The sequence below is a fragment of the Pseudomonas brassicacearum subsp. brassicacearum genome (assembly GCF_008801605.1).
GTDB classification, from domain to species: Bacteria; Pseudomonadota; Gammaproteobacteria; order Pseudomonadales; family Pseudomonadaceae; genus Aquipseudomonas; species Aquipseudomonas brassicacearum.
On sequence record NZ_VZPJ01000005.1, the window covers coordinates 356,796 to 369,728 of the forward strand.

9 protein-coding genes and 1 pseudogene are annotated in these 12,933 nt (G+C 52.7%); 3 read left to right on the forward strand and 7 right to left on the reverse strand.

Annotation, left to right across the window (positions count from 1 at the left end; all coding sequences use genetic code 11):
- Positions 1-780: 780 nt before the first annotated feature.
- Entirely contained in the window at positions 781-3,066 is a 2,286-nt protein-coding gene (locus F7R20_RS14925; protein WP_081352607.1) for a KAP family P-loop NTPase fold protein, read from the reverse strand.
- A gap of 233 nt (positions 3,067-3,299) precedes the next feature.
- On the opposite strand from F7R20_RS14925, the gene F7R20_RS14930 reads away from it, so the two are divergent.
- Positions 3,300-3,902: a hypothetical protein gene (locus tag F7R20_RS14930; RefSeq protein ID WP_081352606.1), complete on the forward strand. Its 603-nt coding sequence runs from the start codon at positions 3,300-3,302 to the stop codon at positions 3,900-3,902.
- 437 nt (positions 3,903-4,339) lie between these two features.
- Complete coding sequence (locus F7R20_RS14935) at positions 4,340-5,107, forward strand: hypothetical protein (protein ID WP_081352605.1); 768 nt, start codon at positions 4,340-4,342, stop codon at positions 5,105-5,107.
- Between the two features lie 293 nt (positions 5,108-5,400).
- On the opposite strand, the gene F7R20_RS14940 is transcribed toward F7R20_RS14935, so the two are convergent.
- The gene (locus F7R20_RS14940; RefSeq protein ID WP_081352604.1) at positions 5,401-5,877 is read right to left on the reverse strand and encodes a hypothetical protein; all 477 of its coding nucleotides are present in this window, start codon (positions 5,875-5,877) and stop codon (positions 5,401-5,403) included.
- A gap of 382 nt (positions 5,878-6,259) precedes the next feature.
- On the opposite strand from F7R20_RS14940, the gene F7R20_RS14945 reads away from it, so the two are divergent.
- A complete protein-coding gene (locus F7R20_RS14945) occupies positions 6,260-7,036 on the forward strand; it encodes a hypothetical protein (protein WP_081352603.1) in 777 nt (258 codons plus the stop codon).
- A gap of 380 nt (positions 7,037-7,416) precedes the next feature.
- Here F7R20_RS14945 and F7R20_RS32135 read toward each other — a convergent pair.
- From F7R20_RS32135 to F7R20_RS14970, 5 genes and pseudogenes are all read right to left on the reverse strand, one after another.
- A pseudogene (locus F7R20_RS32135) lies at positions 7,417-7,581 on the reverse strand (AraC family transcriptional regulator); the annotation flags it as partial.
- A 1-nt stretch (position 7,582) separates the two neighbouring features.
- A complete protein-coding gene (gene leuA, locus F7R20_RS14955) occupies positions 7,583-9,277 on the reverse strand; it encodes a 2-isopropylmalate synthase (protein ID WP_003197623.1) in 1,695 nt (564 codons plus the stop codon).
- 234 nt (positions 9,278-9,511) lie between these two features.
- Positions 9,512-10,447 carry an AraC family transcriptional regulator gene (locus F7R20_RS14960; protein WP_003197621.1) on the reverse strand — a complete coding sequence of 312 codons (936 nt, stop codon included), beginning with the start codon at positions 10,445-10,447 and terminating at the stop codon, positions 9,512-9,514.
- A gap of 21 nt (positions 10,448-10,468) precedes the next feature.
- A complete protein-coding gene (locus F7R20_RS14965; RefSeq protein ID WP_003197619.1) occupies positions 10,469-11,302 on the reverse strand; it encodes an oxidoreductase in 834 nt (277 codons plus the stop codon).
- 99 nt (positions 11,303-11,401) lie between these two features.
- The gene (locus F7R20_RS14970; RefSeq protein WP_003197617.1) at positions 11,402-12,883 is read right to left on the reverse strand and encodes a leucine-rich repeat domain-containing protein; all 1,482 of its coding nucleotides are present in this window, start codon (positions 12,881-12,883) and stop codon (positions 11,402-11,404) included.
- Between the last annotated feature and the right edge of the window lie 50 nt (positions 12,884-12,933).

The window sequence follows — 12,933 nt, forward strand, 5'->3', positions numbered from 1 at the left end:
AGCCGACCTCAGTTTTGGGTTGATATGTGATCTTTGGAATGGATCAATGTGTGATCTCCTACGAGGATCAATATGGGATCTTTGATTGGGATTTATATGAGATCGCCGATGAGGGTCGATATGACTTCTCCTATTGGGGTCAATATGAGAGCGCCTCCGAGGGTCAATGTGGGATCTCATGTTCGGATTGATATGGGATCGCGAAGCCGGGTTTCGTGTTGAGGGTATTTTCATTTCATTCCTTATCATTCGCCAAGCCTAACTATAAATAGACACCAACGGGTGCATAACTCCCCAGACGGGTGTGGTGTATAACATTCCTTGTTCGTCTCGCTATCCATGTTTATGCTGAGGCTTCCAGCGTTCCGATGACCGTAGAAGGGAGTTATACACCATGGATGGACAGCCTCGTTTGCTCGACCAGGTGCGGGAGCAAATTCTCTCGCGACACTACTCGATCCGTACGGAGCGTGTCTATTGCAAGTGGGTTACGCCGCACGGCAGGAATAGGTCTGCTGAGGTCGAAGCATCTCATGCAGATTTCGCAGTGTATGGCTGCGTATTTACCATTACCCAGCACTAGGCACCATCTGCATAAGCAGAGTGTCTCTACCGGAGCGGAGGTAGTCCAAAAACGTCCACTTTTGGCCGTTTTCTGCCCTTGGCGACAGGCAGAAATCGGCCAAGAGCGGTCATTCAGCCTGTCTAACAAACTAGGGACGATTCAAACCGTGAAAAGCGTCGAGCCAGTTTCTCTTTAGAGGCACGTCCTGATCGCCATCACTCAAATTGCTCAAGGTCACTGCCTGAACCGTCGGCATCCGCGGGCTGAGGAAGCTGTTCAGCGAGAACCGTAAGATGTATAGAAGCGAACTGGTGGGCCGTTATCCTCGCTGGCTTTCCATCCTGATAGTACTGAGGGTCGTCCAGCTCGGCACCGTAACGGGTACGGAGGTTATCAAAAACGTAGTCCGGTGAAATTATTGACGCGACACTGTTGTAGGTCTCGCGCCTTAGGTCAGACCTAACCGGCAGGCCGCTTTCTACCTCCCATCCTTCTCCAATGTAGGTGTCGAGAAAGTCATCCAGCTTCGCAGGGTCTTTATCAAAAAGCTCACGCAAGCCCTCTTCGATCTCTTCTCGATTTCTTCCGTGCTGCCAGTACCAGTAAAGATTTGGTGCGTCTCTTCCTGCCTGCATGAACAACGGTTCAACTTCGTTCGCGTCACGGATGCGAACAGCGAACTGTTGGTAAAGAACGTCGTCCGCTCCATCAGGAAGAACTCGTCGCTCCTCTGGTGTGTCCTTTGAGTGTGTGAGCCAACGAACGCACTCCATACCCATAGCCATTGGATGCGCCGCTCCAAGTACTGCCTCAGCGGCTGACTGCCTGTCTGATAAGGGAATACGCCTGATAAGTTGAGAAATCAGCATACCGGCGTACATCATCGTGCCGCCCATTACGAACGCTCCGCGTTCGCGCGGAAGAAGATCTCCGTTCCTCGCAACAGCGATTGCTATCGCTAACGCCGATACTTCATCCAGAGAGTTCGCACGATCTCGAAGTGCTTGGATCAATTGCGGCATGACGCGCTTGGAATACGTGCTCAGCAGACTGCGCTGCGAATCGGCATCTGCTGCGACGAGGGCGTCTACCAAGTCTGTTAAACGATTATCCGATATATCTCCTTCAGGCACTCCGTAAACGAAGTAGCGTTTGAAATACCGACTCGAACAGACTCTTCGCTCTCTAGCCCACCTCTCCTCCCAATCGCCCCCGTACATCATGTTGCTGATTCGCGGAAAAAGAGGTTTCAAAAATCGCTCTCGCACCTGGCCTCGCTCTTCTGAGGAAGAACCCGGCATTGCGATTTCGAGGAGTCGATCAACGGCGGACGGAGGTTTTTCCAAACCTCGCAAAGCTTCACGGGACTCCCCTTTTAAAAACAAATCTGCGTTGTCGCGAATTGCTGTATGAAGCTTCGGGTACAACACCCTGAGCCCTTCAACAAGCATGAACTCAGCGATGTTGACCTCCCCCTTGACGAGTGGAAGTGCAAACATCAGTGCGTTTGTGTACAGCTTGGCAACTCGTGGAGTTTCAAGCTTCGGCTCAAGCCCGTCTACAAAATGGCGACAGAATACGTCGACCTGACGCTGGTCAAGAACAATCCCTGCTTGATTGAGAGCATGTTCGACGCCCTCGAAAGCGATCTCTCGCAGACTCATTTGATCAGCAGGTGGTAAATGCAAAGGTACCTGAATGATTTTTTCGAGAAACGCGCGCCCTGCTTCTTGTCCACCGGCGCCGTAACGCTCACCCAATGCAGCAGCGACTACCTCGTCATCGAAAGCCAGAACGTAGCAGGTGTACTTGAAGCTTGCCGAGAGCTTTACCAGCTTGAAAATGGCATGGGTTTCTTGTCTGTCCAACCGGTCAATATCATCGATAAGGATGACCAATCTTTTCCCGCTTTGGCCCAGAAGAGCGTCAATTTGATCCTTAAGCTTATCGAGACTGACTTTGGATAATGACTCTCCGATCTGCTTGGCAGCTTCCCCTGGATTGATCTCTACACCCGGCAGAGCGACTGAGATGACAGACAGGATCCCTCCGTAGGACTCAAGCAGCGCAGCCGCTTTTTCTTTGAACGCTGGCTCTTTGCCCAAGGCCTCAGCCAGGGTCGCAAAAAAACCGCGCAAAAGCGCGTCTTCTGAAGGAAAGTGCCAAGGATTGAATCGTATTGTAACGACCTGTCCGTGCTGATCTAGCGACTCCTCCATCATCTTGAGAACTGAAGTTTTTCCATCTCCCCACGGGCCAAACAGACCGATGACGATGCTTGAGGGATCGCGGCGCCTAGCGATTGTCTCAGCGATACGCGCTGCGTAAGGCGCTCGCCCGAACCTATCTTGATGTTTTGAGGTGATGGGTTCGTCCGAGAAGTACTGATCGCCATCCTCGTCGCTTTCTCGATCGTGACCAACCAGTTCCTCTGCCGGAGCATCCGACGAGGCTTTTGAGCCTTGAGCGCCCATACCAAAAAGCTTGCGAATCCATTTCACGACTCTCTCCTTGATGTCTCTGTAACTCTTACGGGCTGATGCCCTTGCTTCGCTTTGTACAAGCCTGCTTAGCTAGAGCGAGATACGAACTACCCACCTCATGAATGTACGTTTTCTCTCATATTTGGTGGGTCGACAACAAGGATTTCTCCAGTCAGGCGCCGACCTCCGTGATCATGCTGGCAATTTGGTTTGGAATCGGGTGTGATAGCGGGGGCAGATGGAGCTGATAGATGGAAGCGAAAGACTTAATGACGTTGGCTCTTTCAGGCGGGGCATTGCTCGTTTCCTTCGCAGCGTTGTATTTTTCTCAACTACACAAACCTTCCAGCGCGATGTTGATCCTTCTCGAAAGAACGTTTACACCTGAGTCAATTTTATTGCAATTTGGAGACAATATTTACGATACACCTGAGGATCGTCTTGTTAGTCCCGCGACACGGCACCTCAGGTACACCTTAAGCAATACCGGCAAACAGGCACTATATGTAAAATCTGTTGAGATTCTCAGAGGACCTGACAAGCGAGGGCATATGCGGTCAAGTCATTCGTTCACGATTTTATACGACACTGAGATAAATTCCTGCCTACTCGATCCGGGGCAGATTCTGCCAATTAATATAAATCATCCCGTTGAATTTGAGCTGCCAAGTGATTTTGACTATGCCTTCAATGCCTATGAGCTAGTTAGCATTGAGTTGATTTCGGCTGACGGCGCACGATATCAAATATGTCATGATATTTCAGATCTTGGAACCAGCGGGCCTGAGTTTCATCACCCTCTATGGGACGGTGTCGCTCTCGGGGCTCCAGTAAGAGGCTCCGGATTTATGTAAATAACAATCAAGACGCCCAACTGCATGGTTGAAATTTTTTGGGGTTGGGGTATATCGTCATTGTCCGCATTGCGTGGACTAATGGAGAAATCAGCAGATGGAAGTCAGAACTCCACTCACAACCGAGATGAACAGAACAATAAAAAAACAGCAATTTTATAGGGATAATCCAGTCATCGTTGTATTCAAGTGCTGCAGGAATACGTCACAGGTTTTGAATCCAACCTCAGTGAAAAGGAGACAGATTTATTTGCTGGAGATAAATTCGCCCCCTTTTTCTCAAGACCATAACAGGCTGACAGGGCGACCAAATAAGCTTAGTTTCTATCTAAAAAGCAATTATGATAGGGTCAGTTATGCAAAAAAATTACCCGGCGCGCACTAAAAATGGTAATTTTCTGCACTTTCACAGCTATCTAAATAGAGCGTTTTAGCGCATGGAAAAAGTAAGAATAAAACTCGTAACCATTAGCCATATTCCTCTGCACCTCAACCTCCAAGAGGTGTCAAGCTGGAAATCTGAAGTATTTGAATTGATTGGTGACATTGACAATCTTTCATTGCGATGTGACTCAGACGAGGCTAACTGGGCTTATTCCGATATGCTACTGAAGACTCAGTTCCCTCCGAATGCTGGCGCTGACTTCTCAATTGCATTAGTTAACGTTCCAATTGAAGATAACTGGTACTCTCGGCGCCTCGGAAATAATAAAATTGTTCTAACATTCTGCCAAATTCGAGAATTCCTGAACTGGGAAAACATACCACTTGAAAATGTTGTTCTCCGGGTTCTATATAGCTACACGTTGCTCTACAGACGCTCCGGAAATAAAATCCCTGGTTTTGGAGTAGCACCAAGCTTCACCCACGACGAAACACGCGGCTGTCTTTTTGATATGAATGGCATTAAGTCTGATCTCGTCGAATCCTGTGACAAACCTATTGTATGCGGAGAGTGCGAGGAACGACTAAAAAATGAAAGAATTTCAACGAAAATGATTAAAACGGTACAAAAAGAAATTAAAAACATTCGAAAGCACCTTTATTACAGGGCGTTCGATTTCGTAAAGACGAAGCCCCTAGCAGCCCTAGCAATATCGAGCGTATTTGCTATTTCATTAGGTGTTACAGGATCCTTAACAGCTTCGTATATTTACGACTCCTTTAAAACTCAGCTGCCCACCGAAGTTAATTCAGAGAAATAATAAGCTGAATCGCTCCGGACTTTGCATAAAAGCCGATGACTGCTTTTGGCCGATAGCTGCCTGTTCTCCAGGGCTGCTAGCGGCTAAATATGTTCAGCTCCGCGTCTTGGCACAAGCTGCGTGCTAAGTCATCGGTCATAGGTGAAGCCAGTCTTAGACTAGGTTTTTCATATGCATTCAGGGCTACATATGAACGGCAACCTCCGTAAAGGCGTCCATCAAATACAGGCCTAAGACGAACACATAACAAAAGGATTGTCGTCTATTTATGCCCAACGGATGCGCTTTGACGTCTAAATGTTGCACTCATTACGTTTGATTGTTCGCTCAAAAAGATAAGTCCCGTCCGCGTTGATCATTGTGTGGTTTATGGAGTACCCCAGCTTCAATATTGTTTGTGTGAAAGGCTGGCTACAACCATTTTTCAAAATATATGGAAATATATACTGCTCAGCCCATACTTTTGGCCACTCACTACCTGCTTTCCGTTCCAGCCCTGCCAGAAGCTGTGCACGGGTCAGATTTCCTTGCGTAGCTGCGCCATCCAGCATTCCTGCCATATCCACGGAATACCGATATGTTAGGACATGTCCAGGCTCCAGTATCATTGATATGAGAGTCGTCCTTTTGTCTATCGGCATTGGCAACGATTGAACCACGGTGGCTATCGCCGCTCGCAGTTTGGTATCCGTTTCAGCATCAGCGGCGAATCCGAGAGTGTAGATAAAAAGCATCGCGAGAAAAGAAGAAAAATTAATAATTTCTTTCATGTCAACGCTCCATCGTGATCGCCATAGCGAGATCCTACGTGCTTGTACAGTATAGCTGTGGATCCGGATTCTTCTGTGGAGGTGAGAACCGCCCGTAATGGCATCGATTGATCATGGGGTTACCTTCAGTGGCTGTCTGCTTCTGGCCGAATGTGGACGGTGGACACGGCGATGGCAAATGAGTAGTGTCACCGATGATGAATTCGAATTTGGAGGGTAGCAGGGCTTTCCGTCATCCATGTCGCGTCTCTCCCAGAGCTACCGCGACCACCTTAAAGCTGGACAAGGACTAACAGGGCGACAAGGAACATTATGCGACACGCCATCGCGATTGAGATCGCGATGGCATATCAATGACAGTTGGGCTTAATGGGCGTGACTTATGCCAAGTTTTGTATGGGACAGAGACACAGAGGATGCATGGAATGAACCCTATGAGTATGGGGGGCAAGAGCAGTTTCATCGAGAGGCTTGTAAAGTTCTATCATCAATAAAATGTCACTATGCAGAAAAAGACATGCACTTTGATCGAGATGAACAAACTCTCGACAAAGCGATCTGGCTAATACAAATAGATGCCTTAGAGGCGCTAATAGATGCCTTAAAGTTAACAGAGGAAAAGAGGCATCGAATTGCTTCGCGCTTATTTCGTGATGCGGTAGAAACAATGGATATTTCGGCCTACTTCTATTTGGCTGGTGACGGGGCAAGGAAAAATCTCGCGAAGTGGTATAACAACGAAGTCATTCCACATAGGGTGTTTAGAGAATTCATAAAAAAATTCGAATGCCAGGATAAAGCTAAAAACTTAAGCGATCTTTACAGCGACCTCAGCAAGTATACACATAGGACACATAGTGCGATAACCAAAAGCTACCTGCTCGGCAGAAACAACAAAATTGCCTATGACGGCTTTTCCGAGACCGGTTATAGAGTACTTCCGCATGTCATATCTCTTTCGTATGCAATAATCGCGGCATTGATCAAGAGATTTATCACGATTGCCGAGAATAGCCATCAAATCGACTCTGCAAAAGTTCGCGATATTTGGGAAACATCATTGGAGCAAGAAACAGTGCCAAGACGCTTTGGTCCAGGCCCAGGTCAGATGCTTAGAAGCGCTCCTATAGCGTTTGAGCTAAAGTTGGATGAAGGTTAACGGAGTTTTCCCTAGTTTTGCTGATGGGTTGAGTGTCTGCTTTTGGCCGGTTTCTGCCTGTTGCCACCTTCCGATTCGGATCGATTGCTGCCCGTTGTCCCGACTGCGGCGAGAAGATCACTGCTTATCATGGATGCGAAGCAAGGTTTTCAGGTCGAATACAGGCGGGGGTCAACGGAATGCTATCTCATGAGGTATTCCATTTGGTATTCCAATCAAAATACACAACTAATATTAACTATAATAATCAATAAGATAAATTACCGTTTCAGATTACCCCGGCCCACCACTTCATCATCTAAAGACGTCCACGGACGTCTTTTTTTGTGCCATACCAAAACTCTCCCACGCCTGCTCCCGCCCCTGCGCGTCTCCAACCCAAGAGTATGGCCGGAGGGAACGACCCACGTCGTACCGGCCACCGAGACCAACATCACGCCATTGATGGCATACACCAGTTGCCCTTCGGCATGCCGATGCGAAGCCACTATGTCCCCATGACCGTAGTTACCGGCCAACGTCGCCAGGGCTGTACACGCAGCCATCTCAGCAAGGCACCCCAGCGTTCATCACGCTGAGCAGCCCCAGGCGCGATGCGTGATTGACGGCGCTTGTCACCGCCTTGAGGGACGCCAGCAAACTACTGCCGTCGCGCGCGGCGCCAAATAGCAGCCGGTTATTCACGCGAATCTCGACATAGGCAAGTGCTTCGGCCTGAGCCCCATCGCGAGCAGCGTGCTCATGATAATCGGCGATATCGAAGTGAACGCCACGCTGGGCAAATGCATCGACCAGCGCCGCCAGCGGACCGTTGCCCTCACCGCTGAGGTCGAACTTGGTGCCCCCCATGTCGAGCACGCCCTCCAGGTAAGTCACAGCGCCTTCGCTGACCAATTTAGGCTGCAACAACGTGTAGGGCGTGCCCTCATCCAGATAGTGCCGGGTAAAGCACGCAAGGATCATCTCGCTACTGATCTCCTGGCCCGATCCATCCGCCTCTTGCTGGACTAGGTTGCTGAACTCCATCTGCAACCGGCGCGGCATCACGACCCCATGCTGTTCAAGCAGATAGGCCACGCCGCCTTTGCCCGATTGGCTATTGACGCGGATGACCGCCTCATAACTGCGCCCCATATCCGCCGGATCAATAGGCAGATAAGGCACTTCCCAGAAGCCATCGGGATTGGCCTGGCGCACTGCAAAACCTTTCTTGATCGCGTCCTGATGGGACCCTGAAAAGGCCGTGAACACCAGCTCGCCCGCGTAAGGATGGCGAGGATGCGTGGGCAGCTGATTACAGTGTTCCACCTCGCGCTGGACGTGGATGATGTCCGAGAAATCCAGCTGCGGATCGATACCGCTGGTGTAGAGATTCATGGCTAGGGTGAGGATATCGACATTGCCGGTTCGCTCGCCGTTACCGAACAGCGTGCCCTCGACCCGTTCGGCACCGGCCAGGCAGGCCTGCTCGGCGGTGGAAACCCCGGTGCCCCGGTCATTGTGCGGATGAACGCTGATGATCACGCTGTCACGACGGCTGAAATGCCGGCAGAACCATTCGATCTGATCGGCGAAGACATTGGCCGTGGAGACTTCGACGGTAGTCGGTAGGTTCAGGATCATCTTGTTGGAAGGCGTTGGTGCAAAGACATCCGTCACCGCCTCGCAGACTTGCAATGCAAAATCCAACTCGGTGAAACAAAAGGTCTCGGGGGAATACTGGAACGTCCACTGCGTCTCGGGATTGTTGTCCATGTGCTGTTTGATTTCGCGAGTGGCCTGGGTGGCAATCTCGATGCACCCGGCGCGGTCAACACCGAATACCACGTCTCGAAACACCGGGGCGGTCGCGTTGTATACATGCACGATAGCGCGGGGAACGCCCTTCAATGCCTCGAACGTGCGCTCGATGAGATGGCTGCGGGCTTGCGTCATGACCTGAATCGTCACGTCATCGGGAATCGCACCCGTTTCGATAAGTTCGCGTACGTAATCGAAATCGGTCTGCGAAGCGGCTGGAAAACCTACTTCGATTTCCTTGAAACCGACCTTGACCAACAGGTCGAAGAAACGACGCTTACGCTCGGCATTCATCGGCTCGATCAAGGCCTGATTGCCATCGCGCATATCGACGCTGCACCAGCTAGGCGCAACGGACTGGACCTTACCGGGCCACGTGCGGTCCGGCAGATCCACTGTGGTGAAATGTCGATATTTGCTGGAAGGATCCTTAAGCATCATGGCGTTTATCCTTTTGATACGTCCATAGGTGGGCAGGCTCGGCATCTGACGCCGCCGAACATTGGATCCAATCATAAATGAACATAACTTGATGCAAATTGCGTTTTCCCGTCAACAACCTGAGAAAAACCACAAAAACAACCAATAAAATTTAATATTTTGGTTATTTATGCTCAGACGCTAAGAGTTTGAACAATTTCAGTTCTTGCAGAATAGAGGTAATCCAGCCCACCCCTAATGCGACGAAACATAAACAGACGGCGCAACAGGCGCAGGCAACGCATAAGTCGCCTTCATCCATTCAATCTCCGCCTGAGGCGTTCGCCCGAACATCCGCTTGAATTCGCGGCTGAATTGCGAGGCGCTTTCGTAGCCGACGTTGAACGCGGCCGTCGAGGCGCTCATGGTGTTGCGCAGCATCAATAATCGCGCCTGGTGCAGGCGTGTCGATTTCAAGTACTGCATGGGCGTGGAGTCCGTCACGCTGCGAAAGTGCAGGTGAAAGTTGGGGATGCTCATGTTGGCTTCATGGGCGAGCGTTTCGACGTCCAGATGCTCGTGGTAGCAGCTGTGGATCTTGCGGATCGCCCGAGTGATCTTGCCGAAGTGCCCCTGGCGACTGAGCGCGGCGCGCATCGAGCCGCCCTGCTCGCCGGTCAGGATCCGGTAGTAGATTTCCCGTACCAGTGACGGCCCGAGTATTTGCGCTTCGCCCGGGCGACTCATGGCTTCCAGCAAACGCAGCGTCGAGCTGCGCAGCAAATCGTCCATGGGCGAGGCGTACATGCCTTTGGGTTGGGCATCGCTGGGGCCGAGGGTCTCGTCCACTTGCAGCATCAACTCGCTGGCCAGCTGCAAGTCGAGACGCATGTAGACCGCCAGCATGGGCTCAGCTTCGGTGGCGTCGGTCTCCATGGTGAACGGAACCGGGACAGACACCACCAGATAGTGCTGGGCGTCATACACGTAGACGTCCTCACCCAGATAACCGCGCTTGCGCCCCTGGCACAGGATCACGATACCGGGCTCATACAACACCGGCGTGCGCGTCAGCGGCCGGTTCGAACGCAGAAAACGGATGTCCTCCAGCGCGCTGAGGTTGTAGCCCTCGACCGGCGCAAGCTGTTCCATCAACTGCACCATGCGCGAAGTGTTTGAGGCCTGAGTCATTGATGCCCCCTTGCTGGCCGCTCAACCGTCGGTCGAACGGGTCAGCGCTTCCCATTGATCGATCTCACTGGTCGCACGACTGAGTTTGTCGCGCACCAGGTTCAGTGCATCGCTGCCCAACAACACATGCGCAGGAGGCGTCGGGCTGGCAATGATCTGCAACATCGCTTGCGCCGCTTTCCGTGGATCGCCCAGTTGCTTGCCGCTTTTTTCCACGCGCGCTTTACGTATCGGATCGAAACTAGCGTCGTAGTCGGCAATGCTCCGTGCCGTACGCTGCATCGAACGCCCCGCCCAGTCGGTGCGAAACGAACCAGGCGCCACCGCGGTCACGAAGATGTTGAACGGTAGCAGCTCCTTGCTCAGCGTATCGGAGAGGCCTTCGAGGGCAAACTTGCTCGCGCAATAATAAGAAATGCCCGGCATCGTAATGGTGCCGCCCATGGAAGTGATATTGAGGATATGACCGGCACGGCGCTGGCGAAAGTACGGCACGAAGGCCTTGGTCACCGCCACCGCGCCAAACACGTTGACGTCGAACTGGCGACGCATCTCCTCCAGCGGCGATTCTTCGAAAATGCCTTCATGGCCGTAGCCGGCATTGTTGACCAGGACATCGACCGGGCCGTAAGTGGTTTCTATCTGCGCCACTGCGCTATCGATTCGGTCGAACTCGGTGACGTCCAGGATCACGCCATGGGCACGCTCCGTGGAGAGAGCCTCGAAGGCCTGCAACGCCGCCTCACTGCGTACGGTGCCAATGACACGGTGGCCCGCTGCAAGCGCCTCTTGCGCCAGGGCGTTGCCCAAGCCGCTGCTCACGCCGGTGATGAAGAGGGTTTTTCTGTCGTGCATGGTGAACTCCACTGGATAAGCAGGAGGCCATGGTAACGATCGAAAAATGGCCCACCTATGCCGGTTTGCCTTGGGGCATTGCCTATTCCTATCAGCGCGTCAGATTCCCGGACCGGTCACGTGGGCTGGCAACCTGGCCAAACGATCCCAACCGTTTGCATCGATCCCGGCGCAGTTGGGCAACCACAGTGTTTGCAGCGGCAGTTGCTCCAACACAGGCACCACGGCCGACGTGATCCGCGATTCCCCTGGATCCGCCCCAAGCGTCAGGTCCCGCAGCGGCATGCCAGCGAGATGGGCCACCCCGGCGTCAGTCAGCCAAGGGCTGTCATACAGACCCAGGCGCTGCAGGGGCAGGTCCCGCAAACAAGCCAGGTCGGCATCGCGCAGGTTCAGGCCGCTTATTTCAAGCTCCTCCAATGGCAACCCCAACTCGACGAGCTTGCGCAAAACCTTGCCGTCGACGCCCTGACAAAAGCTCAGATTGAGCCGCTTCAGCGGCAGGCCAGCCAGTTGTTTCAGCTCCTTCCAGGTGATGTCGTTCAAGGACAGGTCCAGGGACTCCAACGCCAACCCGCGCAGATCACTCAACGTACTGGCGCAGACGCCCTGCACATCGGAGAGTCCCAATCGCTTGAGCGGAAATCCGTGCAGCACATCGAGCCGCTCGATCACTTGGCGTAGGCACTTGAGGTCCAGCTCCGTGAGCGGCATTCCCTCCAGCACTTCAAGATCGTCTTCGCAGATGAACGCAGATTGGAGCGAAAGCTTTTCCAGGGGCAGATTTTGAATCGCCTGCAACACGCTCTCGCTTGCATAACAGTCATCCAGACTCAACCCGCGCAACCCCGTCAGGTCGCCAAGCCAGGACGGATCGTCGAGGATCGCGCCGCTGCCACTGAGGGACAACTGTTCGAGGGGATGACTTGCCAAGTGCGCCATGCCACGGGACGTCAGCTCGCCCACGCGTTGCAAGGTCAGGGAGCGCAGCTTGAGGCGTGACAGTGCTTTAAGGCCGTCGTCGGTGATGTCATCGCAACGGTTCAACGACAATTCCTGCAAGGGGCTGTCGCTCAGTTGACGGAGGAAACGGTCGTCGAAGTCCTCGCCGTAGGTTTGCAACTTCAGCCGACGCAAGCGTGCGGGCGACGGGAGGCAATTGGCGTTATCGTCGCGGGAAAAATTACTGACTTCCAAGGTTTCTAGGGCATTGGCGGGCAAACGCTGCCACGTCTCCGGGCCGCAGATAAACCTCGGGCTGTTGAGCACCAACGTGCGCAAGGGCAGCCCGGCCAGGGCGTCACACCAATCCGGCTCGGCGTCGTTCAACTCCAGATGGTCGACCGGCAGGCCATGCAGTTGCGACAGCCATGGCCCGGGGCGATTTGTATGGGCGGTGGTGTTCAGTTGAGCCACCACCACCTTAGCCGCCGGATCGCCCAGGCCCGCCGCGACGCGTAAACCTTCCAGTGACGCCTCCCCGCTGTCGAGCAGATCGCGATAGAGCGAAGCGCGCGTGGTGGTGTCATCGGGGTTGGTGGCGAGTTGGGTGATCAGAACGTTGCGGTTGGGGGTTGGCACGGTTTAGTAGTCCGAATTGAGCGGGCGCAGGGTGTGCTGCGAAACGGGGT

Coding starts and splice junctions, on each gene's coding strand:
- F7R20_RS14945 (WP_081352603.1), top strand. CDS start 6,260: ATGCCAAGTTTTGTATGGGACAGAGACACAGAGGATGCATGGAATGAA.
- leuA (WP_003197623.1), bottom strand. CDS start 9,277: ATGATGCTTAAGGATCCTTCCAGCAAATATCGACATTTCACCACAGTG.
- F7R20_RS14960 (WP_003197621.1), bottom strand. CDS start 10,447: ATGACTCAGGCCTCAAACACTTCGCGCATGGTGCAGTTGATGGAACAG.
- F7R20_RS14965 (WP_003197619.1), bottom strand. CDS start 11,302: ATGCACGACAGAAAAACCCTCTTCATCACCGGCGTGAGCAGCGGCTTG.
- F7R20_RS14940 (WP_081352604.1), bottom strand. CDS start 5,877: ATGAAAGAAATTATTAATTTTTCTTCTTTTCTCGCGATGCTTTTTATC.
- F7R20_RS14930 (WP_081352606.1), top strand. CDS start 3,300: ATGGAAGCGAAAGACTTAATGACGTTGGCTCTTTCAGGCGGGGCATTG.
- F7R20_RS14935 (WP_081352605.1), top strand. CDS start 4,340: ATGGAAAAAGTAAGAATAAAACTCGTAACCATTAGCCATATTCCTCTG.